Origin of the sequence: Myxococcus sp. CA040A, from assembly GCF_013336725.1 — a bacterium.
Classification (GTDB): domain Bacteria; phylum Myxococcota; class Myxococcia; order Myxococcales; family Myxococcaceae; genus Myxococcus; species Myxococcus llanfairpwllgwyngyllgogerychwyrndrobwllllantysiliogogogochensis.
Map to the genome: position 1 here is coordinate 215137 of NZ_JABUMR010000002.1, position 17039 is coordinate 232175.

A 17039-nucleotide genomic window follows, 5' to 3' on the forward strand; every position below is an offset into this window, starting at 1 on the left:
CCCTTGACCTGCTGCGCCTCGAAGTCCGCGGCGACGGGACTCGCACATACTCGAAAACAAGGCTCGAGGAGTGGCCGGTGCGCCGCTTCTACGCGCAAGTCGTGCAACGTCTGGCGCCACGCACTTGACGGCGCCTCAGCAGGAGCGCGAGCAGCGTGAGACCCCCCGGGAAGGCGCCCCCCGTGGTGGAGCACCCGCCCTCATCTGGGGGCGCGGGGGGCGGTTCCGGCCGATACGCCGGGACCAGGACGACGGGGATGGTCGCGGACAGCCCTTCGTCATCGGTCACGGTGACGCTGAAGCCGAGCTGCTTCTCCCCCCGAGCCCACGACTCCGAGGCCGTCCAGGAGAGCCGTCCGGTGTCGCTCAGCTGGACCCACCTGGGGGCGTTCGCGCTCAGGGTGAACCGGAGCGTGTCACCCGCCACGTCATGGGCGGGGACCTGGTACTCCATTCGCTGCCGGGTCGTCACGACCTGCTCGGGGATGGGAAGGACAAGAGGGGCTGCGTTCTCGACGGGAACCTCGAAGGTCCGGTCGAAGTGGGTTGTCGCCGTCTCCGCGCGCACGATGCCCCGCTGCGAGGACTGGCCGGTGACGTTGTCCGCATACACATGACGGATGAAGGGGCTCTCGCTCTCCGCATCGAAGCTCCCGTCCGCGTCGAAGTCCCAGCGGTAGCGAAGGATGGGCTCGCAGGCCTGAACGGCGCGGGCGGTCAGCCTCGCGTCGACGGGCTCCACGCGCCCCGCGCTCTCCCACTCCACCTCCTGGATGAAGGGAGGGCCGCAGACCGCGACAGCGCCCCACGTCTGGATGGGAGAGGTCTTCCCTTTCGCGTCCATGACTCGCACGGCGAAGCGGTGGGGCCCCCCATGGGATGCGGAGAACACCCGCGTGAGTCGCCCGATGGCCTTGGGCCACTCCCCTCCCGCGGTGCTCAGGACGAGGTCCGCCGCGTATGGAGTGAAGCGCTCTCCGTCATGGAACAAGTCCCATTGCACGACCCAGGGACCGATGGTGCCGTTCGCCCGGAACCAGACGGTCAGCTCGAACGGATGAGAAGTCTCGGGCACCAGGATGTTCGCGTCGACCCGCACGTCGGAGGGATAGGGCTTCTGGTAGTCCGTCAAGAACTGCAGGGTGGGCGAGACGACCCCAAGGGAGTCGATGAGCTTCACGGCCGCAACCGCCGCCTCGGGGGCCTGTGGAACGAGCCGGACGGCCGAGTTCGTCTCCTCGCCGGGGTGGGAGGTCCCTGGCGCCGCCGTCGAGATATCGACGTCGAAGCGGCCTTTGTAGTCGACATCCCACTGGACCTCCCAGGGCCCTGGAGAGCCACGTCCGCTGAAGTCGATGGAGAACAAGGCCACCTCTCCCAGGGCGGGATTCCAGGATGCGCGCCCCTTGTGGATGGAGGGGAGGGCAGGGAACCTGGGATGAACCGTCACCGCATCCTCTCCCGGGAAGGTGAAGGTGACGGCGCCCGTCTCCGGGGGGGACCAGTGCGCGGTGGCGATGCCATCACCGGCCACCAGGTCGGCGCCCAGGCCGTCGTCGAGGAGGTCGATGCTGCCAGGGGGGCTGCTCATGAGCACCGTCACGGGACCCGCGGCCTCGCCACAGCGGATGTTCAGCGCGGAGAGGGTGACGCGATCACCAGGCTCTCCCCAACTCGTGCCGCTGATGAACACCTCGCCCTGGGGCGCCAGTCGCCTTGCCACCGTCTGGTTCTCACAGCTCATCGAGCCCACTCCATCCGTACCGATGGCGCGGATGCGGCGGCCCGTCACGCTGACGTCCCGCAGGGCGGGCACCTGCTGCCCTCCGCTGAGCACCAGGTTGCGCAAGGTCCGCCAGTCGCGCGCGGGCACCTGCGCGGACAGGAGCGCCACGAGGCCGGCGACGTGGGGAGCCGCCATGGAGGTCCCGCTGTAGACGGCATACCCGCCTCCCGGCACCGTGCTCAGGATGGCTTCTCCGGGGGCGAAGACGTCCACGCGCTGGGGACCGAAGTTGGAGAACCAGGCACGCCGGTCCGACGAGTCCGAGGCACCAACCCGGATGAGGTGCGGCAGCGAGTACTCCGCTGGATATTGGGAGCCCCAGTTCTCGTCGAGGCTCATGGCTGTATTGCCCACGGCGGTCACGAAGAGGATTCCCGCGGGCAGGTTGCGCGCGATGGCTCGTTCGAGCTCTTGCGAGGGGAGGCGCCCTCCCCAGGAGCTGTTCGTGGCGACCACGTTCACCGGGTGCCGTGCTCGCGTCTTCAGCTCCGCGACGTAGTCGAGGCAGCGGATGGCGGCCGCGCCCGACAGGTTTCCATTCGCGTCCGTAATCCTGCAGGCGATGAGCTTCGTGCGGGGGCTCACACCCGTGACGCCGCGTCCGTTGCCACCGCGCGCGGCGATGATTCCAGCCACGTGTGTGCCATGGCCATCGTCGTCCCTGGGCGGCCTGGCCCCCGCCGCGTCCGTCGCGTCGATGCCGTGGATGTCGTCGATGTAGCCGTTGTTGTCGTCGTCGATGCCGTTGCCGGCGGTCTCCCCGGGGTTGACCCACAGGTTGTCGACCAGGTCCGGGTGCGTGAGGTCCACGCCCGTGTCGATGACGGCGACGACACCCGACTCACGCCCTTCGATGAGTTCCCACGCCTCCGGCGCATTGATATCCGCGTCCACGACGCCGAGCGTCTGCCCGACGTTGTGCAACCCCCACTGTTCGCGGAACCGTGTGTCGTCCGGCTGCGCGTTTTTCTCGAGGCGGTAGTTGGGCTCGGCGAACTCGACGCGAGGGTCCGCGCGATACTGTTCCAGGGCGCGCTCGACGCTCAATCCCACCGGAAGCCGGACGTGCTGAAGCCCGGGAGCCCCGCGGTACGCGTGGAGGACGCTCGCGCCCTTCACCACGGCAGCGCCGCTCGTGGCAAGTGCCTGCACGCCGCCACGGAACCTGACGAGGAGCTCTCCGTCGAAGTAGGGGCTCTCCTCCGTCGTGGGGCGGGACTCCGGCGACGGGGGCGGCGGCTCGGAGGGAGGGGACTCGCAACCGACCATCAAGACCGCCGCGAGCAGGTATGCCGCCGAGGGATGTCGAACGGGCAGCGTGGCACGCGAAGGCGTGTGCGGAGCAGAGCTGCGCATGGGGTTCTCCAAGGACGGGCCGAGGCCTGACTGACCCGGGTTCTCCCGTAGACCCCGCACCCGCCCCGATTGCGCAACATGGGTTGTTGTCGCGTGTCGCGTGGCACTCATGGATGAGTCTGGCGAGCGGTGTTCAACGCGCATCCATTCTCGCGGCAAAATTGCGCGCCGCCGTGCGTGGGGAGTGGGTGGTGGATGTGTGGCTTGCGGTGATGCGGGAGGGGCATGTTAGCGGTGGGCCCTTCACGGGGTCCGCCGTCGCGCGGTCCCACACCCCGAGGTCTACATCATGAAGACACTGCTCTCGAAGACGGTGCGGCTGGCGGCGCTGGGCGGACTGGCGTTGGTCGGCGCTCCGGCCGTGGCGCAGACCGTGCCGTTCTCTCCCTTCGTTCCCTTCGAGCTGAGGGTGAATTTCCAGCCCGCCAATGTGGCGGTGCCCGCGGGCTTCGTCGCGGACTCGGGGCAGGTGTTCGGGAGCCGGGGCAATGGCCACACGTACGGGTGGAGCGCGGACAACACGGCCAACACGCGAGATCGCGATGACGCGAACACGCCGTCCCAGGCCTACGACACCGTCATCCGCACGCAGAACGGCGGCAACTTCACGTGGGAGCTGGCGGTCCCCAACGGCTACTACCAGGTCCGACTGGTGGCGGGGGACCCGAGCTTCTTCGACAGCGACTACATCTTCAGCGTCGAATACTACGGCCACGTGCTGAAGGGCACGCCCACCACGGACAAGCGCTTCGTGGAGGCGGTGACCACGGTCGACGTGAATGACGGCCGGCTGACTATTCGCAATGACAGCGCCGCGGTGAACAACAAGCTGGCCTTCGTGGAGGTGACGCGGAAGTTCGGAGTGGACATCAACTTCCAGCCGGCCTCGGCCTCGCCCGTGGAGATCTACGCGATGCTCACCGACTACGGCCAGGTGTACGGGGGCCGGGCGTACGGCTTCAGCTATGGGTGGAACGTGGACAACACGGCCAACATGGTGGACGCGGGCTACGACATCGACATCCTGGCGCAGCGTCACGCGCGCATGCAGCAGGGGGGCGACCGGGTCTGGGAGATCGCCGTGCCGAACGGCGTCTACGCGATTGACCTCCTGGCGGGAGACCCGAGCACCAAGAACGGCTCATACCGCATCCAGGTGGAGGACTCGGTGCTGCTGAGCGGTGTGCCGACGGGTTACGGCTTCACCAATGGCTCCGGCGTGGTCGCGGTGTCCGACGGCCGGCTCACCGTGCGCAGCGCGCCGGGAGCCGCCAACAACAAGCTCAACTTCATCCGCGTCCACCAGAAGTAGCCGCGTGCGCCCCTGCGTCAGCGCTGTTAGGGCGGAGTCGATGCGCGCCTGGAAGCCGTTTCCGGGCGCCGTGGCATCCCTTGAATGATGGGGTAGGGTGCGCGCCCCATGAGCAAATACTTCGCCAGGCTGAAGCCGCCCAAGGGGCTGACTGTTCCTCCGTTGCTCGCGCGTTTCGCCAAGTGGGTCGCGACTCAGAAGTATGGAAACTTCGGCTCGTTCGAGCTCATGACCTCGGAGGTTCCTGGCGAGTTGAGCGACACGTGGTGCTTCCTGTCGCTGCCAGAGGGCTCGTTGCTCGCGCTGGTCTCGACCGTAACGCCGCAGCCGGTCGTGCTGTTCGACTCGGAGTCGGACGTGCTCAAGGTCGTTGCTCCCAGCCTCGAGGCGTTCCTGCTGGCGCTTGGCGCGGGCAAGACGCGCTTGGATGACCTGGATGACGGCGATGAGCGCGAGGCGCTGCGTGAGTGGCTCGCGAAGGAGAAGGTCAAGGCGCCGAAGCCCGCGAAGTTCAACGTGAAGGCGTACCAGCGTGACGCCGCGCCCGCTCCGGTGGAGAGCGAGGGCGTGAAGAAGCTGGCCCCCCTTCCACGAGGGCTGGTGGCCCTGCTCGGGAGGCCCGTGACTGACGCGAAGCTCTCGGCGGAGCTCAAGAAGCTGAAGCTGCCGACCAAGCCCCTGAAGGCCGGAGGCGCGCTCAAGGACAAGAAGCGTGGCATCACGGTCCACATCGGCCGCAATGGCGTGATTTCCGAAGTGCACCTCGGCGAGAAGTATGACGGCCCGCTCGCCTTCAAGCTGCCTCAGGGGGTGAACGACTTCACCGCGAAGAAGTTCCTCGGCAAGCCGACGGGCGTGCTCAAGAAGAAGGACGGCGGCAGCGTCTGGGAGAAGGTGCTCGATGCCGGACGCGGCATCTACTTCTCGAGGAGCCGCGGCCACTTCGACTGGTGGTCGGAGCACAGGTTCTTCATCAAGAAGAAGAAGTAGGCGAAAGCGAAGTCGGCACGCAGGCGCCCATTCAAGGGCGCCTCGTCGTCGAGTCGCTCGGGGTGTTGATACAAGCCGCCCGCGCAGCTTGGACCTGCGTGCGAGAGCCCGCCTCTCGGAGCGAGGCGAGGCATGCCCCCGGCGCCGCAAGGGCCCCGGAGGCAATGAACGCTCCCTACTGTCCGAGGACGACGCGGAAGATCTTCTCGTTGCTGTTGTCGGGGATGCTGTCCTTGTCGCCCTGGTTGGTCGTGGTCATCCAGAGGTTGCCGTCGGGCGTCGGCTCGACGGTGCGCAGCCGGCCGTAGGTGCCGACGAAGAACTGCTGCACGTTGGTCAGCTCGGTGCCGCTGATGACCTCTCGGTAGAGGCGTGAGCCGCGGGCGCAGGCCACGTAGAGGACGTCGCGGACCACCGCGATGCCAGAGCACGAGCCTTCCGCGGTGGAGTAGGTCCGCTTCGGGGAGATGTACCCGGCCGTCGCGCAGCCCGAGCCTCCCTGGGACACCGTCCCTTCGCAGTTCGGCCAGCCGTAGTTCCCACCCCGTTGGATGAGGTTCGTCTCATCCATCACCGAGTTGCCGAACTCCTGCTCCCACAGTCGCCCCTGGGAGTCGAAGGCCAGCCCCTGCGGGTTGCGGTGGCCGTAGCTCCACACGTAGTTCCCAAAGGGGTTGTCGGACGGGCGCGTGCCGTCGGCATTGAGCCGCAGCACCTTGCCGGCCAGGTTGTTGAGGTCCTGTGCGTAGGTGCCGTTCTGGGCATCTCCCGTCGACGCGTAGAGCTTCCCGTCCGGGCCAAAGCGCAGGCGCCCACCGTTGTGGAACTTGTTGCGGCCGATACCCGAGAGCAGCACCTGGAGCGAGGAGGTGTTGAGGGCGCCGTTCTCATACTTGAGGCGCACGATGCGGTTGTCGGTGGGGGAGGTGTGCATCACGTACAGCCAGCTGTCGGTGGCGAAGGTGGGGGAGAGGGCCAACCCCATCAGCCCGCCCTCGCCGTCGGTGCTCTGCACGTTGGGGACGACTCCCACCGACGTCTTCTGGCCCGTCGCCGGGTCCAGGCGGACGATGTTCTGCGCGTCCCTGCGGCCGTAGAGCACCGAGCCATCCGGCAGGTTCACCAGTCCCCACGGGATGTCCGTGTCGGTGGCGACCTGGGAGACGGAGCAGACGTCGTTCGTGCAGGCCTGGCCGGTGGTGACCGTCACGGCCGAACTCTGGGCGGACGCATTGGCCTGGGCGTCACGGGCGAGCACGGCGTAGGCGTAGGTCGTGTTCGGGGAGAGTCCGCTGTCGACGAAGGTCGTCCCGGGCGGCGAGCCGGACACCGTTCCAATCTTCACGCCCCCTCGGAACACGTCGTACGCGCTCACGCCCACGTTGTCGGTGGACGCAGTCCAGCTCACCGTCACGCTGGTACCCAGGGCGGTGGCGGTGACGCCTGTCGGAATGCTGGGGGCCTGGGTATCCACCTGGCATTGCGGCGGGGTGATGGTGAGCGTGGCGCTGCCCTGAGAGACGTTGCCGGCCGCATCCCGCGCATTCACATACAGGCCCCACGTCGCCCCGGGGACCACCGTCAGGCCGGTGGACACCACGGCGCCGGAGACTGCCTTCATGTGCTGACCGTCGTGGTAGACATCATAGAAGGCGACGCCCTCGTTGTCCGTGGACGGCGACCACGTCAGCGTGGCCGAGTTGCACGTCACGTTGGACAGGGTGAGCCCCGTGGGCACGGTGGGAGGCTGGGTGTCGACAGGCAGCGACCACTGCTGGTTCGTCTGGCCGTTGCAATTCCAGACCACCACCGGGGAGCTGTTGGCGGTGGCCTGACCGGAGACATCGAGGCACAGCGAGGTCGCCGTATGGACCACCGCGCCGCTGGTGTTGCGGACCCATCGCTGGTTGGCGGCCCCGGTGCAGGCGCTGATGACGGCTCGGCCCCCCGCGCTGGCGGTCGCGGGCTGGACGCACCAGGCGCCGTCGAACACGCGCAGCTCGCCCTCGGGCGTGAACAGGAACCGCTGGTTCGCCTGTGCGTGGCAGTCGTAGATGTTGAGCCCTTGCCCCGACGTCTGGCTGTTCTGGGACACATCGAGGCAGCGGCCGGACTGCACGCCGATGAGCCGGGTGCCCGAGGTGACCGCGGCGGTTTGCGTTGAGAGTTCGGGGTCGTTCTCCGTCTTCACTCCACAGGCAATAGTCGTGGCGAAGAGGAGAGCGAGTGCGGCGCGGTGAGCTGCGAGGGGAAGGCGACGAACATGCATTGACACGCTCCTGGGTGTGCCGCCTCCTTCCCGGTATTCCGGGTTGAGCTCAAGCAATCTTCTTGTGACTGCATCCTCGGATGTTGAACTCTCGGCAGCAGCGGCTCGCAATACCTCGCGCCCTGTCGCACCTCGCATCCGCTTCCCGCAATCCGCTCGCACCTTTTCGTCAGGGCGCGAAATTAATTTTCCACTGTCCGTCGATTTTTACATGAATTTCAAGTAAGACCATTTAAGGCGCGAGTGACGCCCGCCGCGAAACCCGCAGGCAAGACAGCGCCGATGGGACAGCCGACAGGCTGGTTCATCTGTCGAATTGTAACAGCCATTTCACTGCAAATGATGCGCAGCGCCATGCGGCCATGGGCCGCGAGAGGGAGAAGTATGCAGAAGCTGTCCATGACAGGCGTCCTGCTGTGCGGAGTTCTGGTCGCAGGATGCAATGCAGGAGAGTGGGAGGAGCCCGCCCACGAACAGCCCGGTGGCACCGGCACCGAGGCGTCTATCGGGTCCACCCGCCAGGCCATCACCTCGCCTGAACTCATGGCGTCGCTCGAGTGTGTCGAGACGTATGTCAACGCGGGGACCTGCGACTGGGACCACTGGAGTGAGCTGTGGGAGACGTGCGCGACCTACAATCACCCGGCGCTCGAGGATGGCTACTTCCTCGATGAGGTGCAGTCCGGGAACTGCACGGCGGCCAACTGGCCCACGATGCGCGAGTACCTGAGCACCCCTCGCTCGATGGAAGTCCGCCTGCGCGAAAGCTGCAACAGCAGTTCCCAGGTGATTCAGGGGGCCGAAGCCAATGGCTGCTACTCGCTTGAGCCAGCCGCTGGCGCCTCCTACGTCAACGTGGCGTCCGGCAAGGCCGTGACGCTCCATGCCGGCACGGGCTGCACCGGGGACTCGGTCACCGTCCAATCCGACGCGAGCCTCTGTGATACCTCGTTCGAGTCGGGCGCGAGCGCGGACGGCAACGTGCAGTCGTTCCGGATCGCGGACGCCGAGGTGCCACCATCCGATTACAACTACACCTGCGCCGTCGGGGAGTCGGAGTGTGTCAGGAACTACAATCCCAGATTGGGCGTCGTGAACAGTACGCACAGGGTCAATGTCGTTCGCGTCGCGCTCGCGGGCAAGACCACGCCATCGATGAGCTCCATCATGGCCAACGTCCACAATATGTACGACTTCTTCGTGGTCGCGTCTCGCAATCAGGTGCACCGGAATATCATCGGCACGCAGACCGTGCAGGTGACGAGCAGCAACTGCGGGAAGGCGAAGGAACAGGCCGTCGCCCAGGTCAGCGCGACCGCGTTCATGACCGTGTATGTGCTGCCCACCGGGCTTTGCTCCATCTCGCACGCCACCGGGGGCAACATCTACCTCAATGACAACCTGTTCCGGACCTACGTCCACGAGACCGGGCACATCCTCGGCCTCGCGCACGGCAACGCGCGAGATCCTTCTACCAACAAGCCCATCGAGTACCGCGACGCGAGCACGTTCATGGGCAGATTCCCGTCGGATAACTACAACCTCCCGCAGCTCCACTGGCTGGGATGGACGAAGAAGGCGGAGCTCACCCAGGTCAATGCGGTCCTCGAGCGCGATCGCTTCACCGAGGTCATCCTCCGGCCCGTGGACGTGAACGCCAACAAGCCCGACAGCCCCATCGACCACAAGCTGGGCGCGGTCTGGGAGACTCCCGACGGCAAGAATCGGCTGTTCATCGTCGTACCGAAGGCGCGCCTCAACAGCGCGAACGATATCGAGGGCGGCACGGTGATTGTGTATCGCGCTCCCACGTGCAAGCTGAGGGCGGACTGCCCGACTGTCATGGTCATGGGGACGTTGACGCTGGCGCGTTTCATCGCCACGAACACCAATGTGCACGCGGTGTTTGAAAGTCCCCTCAAGCTCTCCGTGGTCGGCTCCAAGAGCAAGAACGTCCAGGTGGCTGGAAAGACCGTCAAGGAGTACGAGTGGGTCAAGCTGCGCATCGCGCTTCCGCCACTTCCGTAACGCTCGCGCTCCCCGCCGCACGTTCACGGAGCGGCCGGTGCGCCTGCTGTCCGCGCAGGCGCACCGGCCACGCCGGCTGGCCACCGAGCGGTGCTCCGTTGCAATCACAGCGGGAGCAGAAGCCGGGGCCAGGCTGCTCAAGCCCCTGGCCACGCCCACCAGTCTCGATCCCCTCCTGCGGCTGATTCGCCGCGCCCCGTTGCTTCCTGCCAGCCCCGCTCGAGTCCTGGGCCTCGACGACTGGGCGCTGCGCAAAGGGCTATGCTGGCGAAGTGAGCCACATCCTGAACGAGCTCCTGGCTCGCGCGACGGAGTCCTTCGAGCGGCACGAGGAGGAGGAGGCGCTCCAGAGGCTGTTGGAGGCCTGGGCTGAGGCCCGCGCGGAGCCCATCATCGCGCTCGCGCAGCAGCTCTCGGACCGCCTCGTGGTCGGCCTCACTCCGCTCGACGTCAACGCCTCTTGGTGGCAGAAGCGGGATCCGAGGCATCTGATGGACCTGCCGAGGGAGCTGATGCCGCTCCTGGCGCATGCGCGGCAGGGTCATGGGCAAGAGACCGCGCGGCAGATCCCGAAGTTTCGAGAGCGGGCCGCGGACCCCCGGCTCATTCAACCGCTGCTCGCCATCGCGCTCATGCCGGTGGCCAGGCACTCCCAGGTCCTGGACGAGCTGTGCGGCCTGTTCATGCACGTGGGGCCGCCCTACGACGTGAACGTCCTTCATGCGCTGAGAGTGAGACTCCCCGCCGAGCTGTTCTTCGTGGCGGAGAAGCTCGACATCGTCATCCGACTGGGGACTGGCTGGGTCCCTCCCATTCTCGACGAGGAGACCCAGGCGCGGTGTGAGGCGTTGAGGGAGGCCATCGACGCGCGCACGGCCGTGGAGCAACGGATCTCCTCCACCCGGGATGTGCTGCTCGCTCGCATCCATGCCGTGCCGGAGGATGACTCCTCGCGGAGAGTGCTGGCCGACCAACTGCTCGAACTGGGCGACCCGTTGGGTGAATTCATCGTGCTCCAATACGCCGAGGTGCCCGACGAGGACCGCATCACTCAGTTGCTGGTGGCGAACAGGGAGAAGTGGGAGGCCCCGCTGGGGGCCGTCATCGAGCGAGGGTATGCACGCTTCGCACGAGGCTTTCCGGTGGCGGTCCGGATGATGGAATCCAACGTCATGGAGGGAGCGCCCGCGCCAGGACCGGCCTGGGGCACGGTGGAGGAAATCGACTGGAACGGCATTGCCGACTGGACTGGCCCCGCCGTGCATTGGAGCCGGTGGCTTGCCCATCCGCACCTGCGCGGCGTGACGCGGTTGAGGAACGTTTCGGAGGCTCTGGCGCGTGAGCTGGGCGCCCACGCGTTGCCGGTGCGGCGCCTGGAGGTGACGGGCGCACGCGGGCCTGGGCTGTTCGAGGCACTGGCCGCCCTGCCGCACCTGTCCTGGCTGGAGTTCTCCAGGGCTGAGCCGGGCACGGTGGTCCTCTGTGCCGATTCTTCCCTGGCTCCCAGGCTGCAACGCTTCGATGCCGCCCTGGCTGGAGCCTGGAAACTCTCGGTGGACCTCGGCGCGGAAGTGCCTGTCCAGGCGACGCTGGTGAGTGAGCGGCACGTCGAATCGCTCGTGACAATCCTTCGCGCGGCGGTGCGGTTCAGTGACCGGGGCCTTCACCTGAGCTGCCAGCGAAAGCTCGATGCCGAAGCCATGGAACGGTTGAGGCGCGCCGCCTCCCTCTACACGCGTGTCGACTGAGGGGAGCTCGAGCCGCACCCATCACCGCGTTCATCCATCAGCGCTCGGACCCACTCGCGGTCTGCATCCCCTCCGCTCGAGATGGCCTTGCCCGAGCGTTACTGCCAGGGATGGTCAAACCCGGAGGCCTCGGCTTTCATGGGCCGGTGCCGGTCCTGTTCCGGCGCACTCCGAAAGGACACCCCCGTGAAGCGAATGGCTTGGATTGTACGTTCCGGCGCGGTTGGGCTGTTGGCGGCCTGTGGTGGTGTGGGCGAGCAGGAGGTGATGACTCCCCTGGATCCGGACGTGGGGACGGTGGAGGCCGCACTGTGTGAGGGATGGGAGGCGGGTGGACGCCGCTGTTGCTTCATCTGCACTCCGGGGTTCCCTTGGATGTGTATGGGCGAAGGGGTCCCCTACGAACAGTGCCGGAATGTCGCGAACAGCTATTGTGGGAGTCCCGCCATCAATGTCTGCTGGAGCCGCTGAGCGATCTCCAAGCCTAGGTCTCGAAGCCCAGGCCCTCGGCGGCTTCACGCTCGCATGGATGGTCTCTGGCGGCGCGCGACTCGACTCACTGAAGACTCGCCAGGATTTTTGCCCCCCATCTCCTGGAGTCGCGTCTACGCGGAGAGACGCGGACTGAAGGAGCGTCGCTGAATCGAGGGGCCGCCGATTCCCCGGCGACCCCTCGTTCACCTCGAGCCCCGTGCGCCACGGCGGACACCGTGGCGGGGGTCACCTCAGGGTGTTCCGGGGCTCGCGGCCATCAGCGGGCCACCGTCGGCTTGATGCCGTTGCGGAAGTCCTGGTGCCACGCCTTGGGCAGCCGCTGGAGGATGGAGACCTGCTCGCGCTTGGGCAGCGTGAGCGCGTCCTGCATGCGCAGGTCGCCAACGAGGAAGCCGCCCGCGTAGAGAGTGCGGCCGTTCTTCTTCACCGCCAGCAGTTCCGTGTCCGTGCCCAGCGCCAGGTTGTAGACGCGCTGGCCTTCCGGGGACACCTGGGTGATGGAGGTCAGCGTGGCCGTGCCCTTCTCGGTGCGGACCTGGTCCTTCACCCGCAGGTCCCTGGCGGCGACGACCTCGCCCGTGGACATGATGACCGGGTGCATCTCCGTGAGCGTCGCGTCGTGGCCCGCGCTGTCGCGCAGGCGCAGCATCGGCTTGACCTCGTTGCCGCGGGAGATGTCCGTGACCGTCAGTGCCGTGCCCTGCTCGTTGGCGAGGACCTTGTCACCCATCTTCACCTCTTCCACCGGCACCACGCGGCCATCGGCCAGCTTCACCTGCGTGCCAGAGGCCATGCAGCTGTTGCGGAAGAAGATGTTGCCCGGCACGCCCGAGCCACCCCTCGGGTAGACGACGAATATCGGCAGCTCCACGCCGTTGCAGCGCACCTTGCCGGTGATGGTGATGGAGAAGCGGGTAAACTCGTTGACGATCTGGTCCGTTCCACAGCTGGCGGCACTGGGCCCATTGCCCGTGGTGTTGAACAGCCAGTTCATGTTCGTCAGCACGTTGAGTGGCGTCTGGTTCGCGCCGAGCGGCAGCGACGCGATGAACTCCGCCTGGTTCGCGTAGACGCAGCTACGAGCGGTATCCTGGGTGATGAGCTGGATACGTGCCCGGTCGACCTTGGACAGCACGCACTGGAAGTTGTTCTCCGCACCGGCGTTCAGCACGCCACGGATGGGCACATACAGGTTCTGGTAGTTGTAGGGCGCGTTGAACAGCCAGTAGTCCGCGGGGTTCAGGATGCCCGGCGAACCGGAATAGCTGGCCGCGACGCCCGCGGGCGCGGGGGGATAAGGCAGCAAGGAGCCGTTCTGATAGCCTGCCACCGCGTAGTCGCAGTCATTCCCACCGCGAAGCTGGCAGGCATAGATTTCCGCGTTCGCGGTGTTGGGGATCACCTTGCGCGGGTGTGTGAAGGACATGCTCGGCGGCAGATTCACCGCGGCTCCGCGCTCGACGAGGTAGGACGTCTGGTCGATGGTCGCACCCAGCGCCATCAGCAGCGACTCCATGCGCAGCACGCGACCCTTGCCGGTGGCCACGGTGGCCGGAGCCCGGACGTCGTCGAAGGCCCTGCCGTCACCGTACTCCTCGCCGGAGGCGGAGGAGAGCAGCACGGAGTTGGTCTCCGCCACGTTCGTGTCGTAGTTGAAGAGGTCGGCGTACACGTAGTCCGCGCCGTCCTTGCACGCCACCTCCACCACGGGGAAGAAGGTGGTGTAGCCATTGGCCGAGATGGGGTCCTGGCTGTACTTGAGGAAGTGGTTGCACCACGCGCCCTCCTCCAGGTTCGCCGGCTGCGGCCCGGCCGCCTGCCGCGTCAGCGCACGCTCGCGCATGAAGCCAAGCCGACGGAACAGCTCCGGCGCGTTGCGCTCACTCTTCCCGGCCGACGTCAGCCGGCCTACGAGGAAGTTCCAGTCCCCATCATTCGCCAGGTCCAGGTCGACGCGATACACGCCGGAATCCTTGACGGCCTCATCATAGCGCTCCACCAGTTGCTGGGCGTTGGCGCGGTCCTCCTTCGGGGGAGTCAGGGTGTTGCTCCACCCCGTGGTCAGCAGCATCACTCCTGCCAACGGCAGCATCCGTGCGACCTTCATTCCTGCCTTGTGCATTGATTCCTCCGGTTTGACGGCACGACGACAGACACAGCCCGGCCGGGCAGGCCACGGGCACGTGACCGGCGCGTCTTCCTGGATTCAGGGTGGAGGCGGTGCTGCTGACTCGCGGCACAGGCAAATTCCCGTGCCGCTCGAGTCCCCCCGCATCCATAATCCATACAACTCTTCGACAGAGCTGAAAGAATAGACTTGCTAGAATTTATGGCATAATGATTTGTCAGTCCTTTCAATGGCAATAGCACCTGGATGCGTAGTCCATGAAGTTTGCCTTTCATCCGGAGACCCCATGCTTGCAGCGTCCATTGGCCAACGCTCACGTCAGTCCTCGGTTTTAGGGCGTCTGGTCATGAATTGGCTGGTCGTGGCGCTCGCCACCGCGCCACTGGTGAACTGCTCGGACGGGGAGGACGCGGGGCCGGATGGTGGAAACCCCGATGGTGCGACACCTGATTCGGGCCCTGACGGAGGAGACACCTCGGACGCTGGCGCGGATGGTGGAAATCCCCTGGATGGCGGACCGCTCCCCACCGTCATGGGCGCGTGCACGCCGGCCCAGTGGTGCTGGGACAATCCCATACCTTCCGGAGAGTCCCTCCAGGCTGTCTGGGTCGCGGGCCCTTCTGACGTCTGGGTTGCGAGCGGGAATCACGCCCTGCGCTGGAATGGCCAGTCATGGGACCTCCGGGAGACGGGGGTCTCTGGTAGCCCCTTGCTGCTGTCTGGCTCCAGTCGGGAAGATGTCTGGATTGGCGGCGACTCGGCGGATCTGGCCCGGTGGGATGGACAGGGTTGGGGGCGGGTTTCGCTGGGGGAGGCGGGACAGGTGAGCGGGTTGAGCGTGTCCTCTAGGACCGAGGGGTGGCTTACGCAGGCACCGACCACACAGGCTCCGAACGGCCGTGTGTGGCGATTGACGGCCACGGGTTGGCAGCCGGCCGAAGGGCTCGCCAGCCAGACGCTGTCGGCGCCGTGGAGCCGTTCGTCGGGGGATGTGTGGGCGCTGGCGGGAGGTCAGGGGCTGGCGCGTTGGCGGGGACAGGGTTGGAGCGGTGCGGGGTTGCTGCCCGGCCCCGGAGCGGCGGGTGAGGACTACACGTCGCTGTGGGTGGCTCCGGGCGAGGACACGGGCTTCGCGGTGGCGACCTCGGGCGCGATTGCTCGCTGGGTGGGCTCCGGGTGGGTGTCACTCCAGTCGCCCCGCGCCGTCCGTCTGCACGGCGTGTGGGGGAGTGGACCGGATGACGTGTGGTTCGTAGGTGCGCAGGGCACGCTGCTGCACTGGAACGGTGAGGCGGTGTCGGTGGTCGACACGGGAACTCGAGAGGACCTGCTCGCCATCTCCGGCACGGACTCGAACCACGTCTGGGTTTCGGGGGCGCGCGGGAGCCTGATGGTGAAGAACGCCGGGGGCTGGCATCTGCTGACCAGGGACCTTGCGCCCTCGGCGAAGTGGAGCGTCATCACGGGGTCGGCGTCCGACCATGTCTGGGTTTTCGGAAGGACGGGCACCACGGGCGCGGCGCTCTTGTGGAATGGGCAGACGTGGCGCTCGATGGAGGCGCCGCCCGAGCCGATTGTCGCCGCGTGGGCCGCGAGCACCGAGGAGGTCTGGGCGGTGGGCACCCAGGCGCATCGCTGGAACGGGAAGACGTGGGAGAATTTCCCGCTGCCCGACGGTCTGGTCGCCCGCGCCATCCACGGCGCGAGCAACACGGAGATATGGATTGTCGGCGCGGCGGGACGGCGCGCGGTGTGGCGGGGACGGCTCTGGCTGGATGCTGGCAAGAGTGAGGTGGAGCTGCACGACGTCTGGATGTTGACGCCGGAGTATGCGTGGGCCGTGGGCGCGGAGGGCACGTTCGAGAACTACAACGGCGCGGACTGGGTCTCCGTCGCGGTGGTGCCCGCACATACGCTGCGAGGCGTGTGGGGCGCGGACCCGGACAGCGTGTGGGCCGTGGGCGACCAGGGACTCATCGTGCACTACGATGGCACCGTGCTCCTCGCGGATACCACCAGCGCGCAGGGCGCGGCGCTCAAGGATGTCTGGGGCGCGGCCAACAACGACGTGTGGGCCGTGGGTGACAACGGAGTGCTCCTGCACTTCGACGGGACGCGCTGGCAGCGGCAGGCGAGCGGTACCACCCAGCGGCTGGTGGGCGCATGGAGCACCCGTACGGAGGCGTGGACCGTCGGAGCGCAAGGCGCGGTGCTGCGCCGGCGCTGAGGCTTCGCGTTCGAGCGGCCGGGCGCGGTCCAACCCCGTTGGACCGCGCCCGGAGCGCTGGACTGTGTCGTTTGTTCCGGAGCGACGCCAATGATTCACACACCTCAGGAGGGCGTATCCACCAGCTCCCTCCCGAGGAACAGCGCGCCCGGGAGCGGGTTGTACACATAGGGCGCGATGGGGCGGAACCCCATGGACGTGTACAGCCCCACGGCCGCGGCCATGTGGGGCAGGGTGTCCAGGCAGATGCGTCGGTAGCCCGTGGCGCGCGCCTCGTCGCAGATGGCGTCGGCCAGCCGCCGCCCCAACTGCTCGCCCCGCGCGTCGGGCCGGATATACAGCCGCTTCATCTCGCACGTCTCGGCGTCGAGCGGCCGCAATGCCACGCACCCCAAAGCCCGGTCCTCTCGCCGCGCGAGCAGCACCTGCCCGCGCGGTGGTGCGTACTTACCCGGCAGTCCCGCCAGCTCGGACTCGAAGTCCTGGAAGCCCAGGTCGAAGCCCAGGCCCTCGGCGTATTCACGCCACAGCGTCTGGACGAGCGACACATCCGCGGGAAATCGGGCCGGTTCGATGACCATCACCCGGCACATCCTAATGTCCGGCCGGGGATGGCCGCCGCCCCATCTCCTCGCTCGGGTTTGTCGCGCGAGTCAGGGAAGTGGCGCCAGCTCCGGTACCAGGGCACGCGGCGCGCACT

At 67.0% G+C, this 17039-nt stretch carries 9 protein-coding genes; 5 read left to right on the plus strand and 4 right to left on the minus strand.

Going from position 1 to position 17039, the window contains the following annotated elements:
- Positions 1 to 88 precede the first annotated feature (88 nt).
- Positions 89 to 3142, minus strand: a complete 3054-nt coding sequence (locus HUA75_RS07965) for a S8 family peptidase (protein WP_174486008.1) — start codon at positions 3140 to 3142, stop codon at positions 89 to 91.
- A 289-nt stretch (positions 3143 to 3431) separates the two neighbouring features.
- Between HUA75_RS07965 and HUA75_RS07970 the strand changes: the two genes are divergently transcribed.
- Complete coding sequence (locus tag HUA75_RS07970; protein WP_174486009.1) at positions 3432 to 4454, plus strand: hypothetical protein; 1023 nt, start codon at positions 3432 to 3434, stop codon at positions 4452 to 4454.
- A gap of 108 nt (positions 4455 to 4562) precedes the next feature.
- Complete coding sequence (locus tag HUA75_RS07975) at positions 4563 to 5444, plus strand: SMI1/KNR4 family protein (protein WP_174486010.1); 882 nt, start codon at positions 4563 to 4565, stop codon at positions 5442 to 5444.
- Positions 5445 to 5619: 175 nt separating this feature from the next.
- Here HUA75_RS07975 and HUA75_RS07980 read toward each other — a convergent pair whose 3' ends face one another.
- On the minus strand, positions 5620 to 7635 hold the full coding sequence (locus HUA75_RS07980) for a PQQ-dependent sugar dehydrogenase (RefSeq protein WP_371746074.1): 2016 nt from the start codon (positions 7633 to 7635) through the stop codon (positions 5620 to 5622).
- A 477-nt stretch (positions 7636 to 8112) separates the two neighbouring features.
- Between HUA75_RS07980 and HUA75_RS07985 the strand changes: the two genes are divergently transcribed.
- Together HUA75_RS07985 and HUA75_RS07990 are read left to right on the plus strand one after the other, a co-directional pair.
- The gene (locus tag HUA75_RS07985; protein WP_254627458.1) at positions 8113 to 9741 is read left to right on the plus strand and encodes a hypothetical protein; all 1629 of its coding nucleotides are present in this window, start codon (positions 8113 to 8115) and stop codon (positions 9739 to 9741) included.
- 272 nt (positions 9742 to 10013) lie between these two features.
- Complete coding sequence (locus HUA75_RS07990) at positions 10014 to 11489, plus strand: hypothetical protein (protein WP_174486012.1); 1476 nt, start codon at positions 10014 to 10016, stop codon at positions 11487 to 11489.
- A gap of 751 nt (positions 11490 to 12240) precedes the next feature.
- Here HUA75_RS07990 and HUA75_RS07995 read toward each other — a convergent pair.
- Positions 12241 to 14106, minus strand: coding sequence for a Hint domain-containing protein (locus HUA75_RS07995; protein WP_246137791.1), 1866 nt, complete (start codon positions 14104 to 14106; stop codon positions 12241 to 12243).
- Between the two features lie 352 nt (positions 14107 to 14458).
- On the opposite strand from HUA75_RS07995, the gene HUA75_RS08000 reads away from it, so the two are divergent.
- Positions 14459 to 16339, plus strand: a complete 1881-nt coding sequence (locus tag HUA75_RS08000; RefSeq protein ID WP_174486013.1) for a hypothetical protein — start codon at positions 14459 to 14461, stop codon at positions 16337 to 16339.
- Between the two features lie 104 nt (positions 16340 to 16443).
- Here the strand turns inward: HUA75_RS08000 and HUA75_RS08005 are convergent, their stop codons facing one another.
- Complete coding sequence (locus HUA75_RS08005) at positions 16444 to 16920, minus strand: GNAT family N-acetyltransferase (protein WP_141641246.1); 477 nt, start codon at positions 16918 to 16920, stop codon at positions 16444 to 16446.
- Between the last annotated feature and the right edge of the window lie 119 nt (positions 16921 to 17039).

Coding starts and splice junctions, on each gene's coding strand:
- HUA75_RS07985 (WP_254627458.1), top strand. CDS start 8,113: ATGACAGGCGTCCTGCTGTGCGGAGTTCTGGTCGCAGGATGCAATGCA.
- HUA75_RS07970 (WP_174486009.1), top strand. CDS start 3,432: ATGAAGACACTGCTCTCGAAGACGGTGCGGCTGGCGGCGCTGGGCGGA.
- HUA75_RS07975 (WP_174486010.1), top strand. CDS start 4,563: ATGAGCAAATACTTCGCCAGGCTGAAGCCGCCCAAGGGGCTGACTGTT.
- HUA75_RS07995 (WP_246137791.1), bottom strand. CDS start 14,106: ATGCACAAGGCAGGAATGAAGGTCGCACGGATGCTGCCGTTGGCAGGA.
- HUA75_RS08005 (WP_141641246.1), bottom strand. CDS start 16,920: ATGGTCATCGAACCGGCCCGATTTCCCGCGGATGTGTCGCTCGTCCAG.
- HUA75_RS07965 (WP_174486008.1), bottom strand. CDS start 3,142: ATGCGCAGCTCTGCTCCGCACACGCCTTCGCGTGCCACGCTGCCCGTT.
- HUA75_RS08000 (WP_174486013.1), top strand. CDS start 14,459: ATGAATTGGCTGGTCGTGGCGCTCGCCACCGCGCCACTGGTGAACTGC.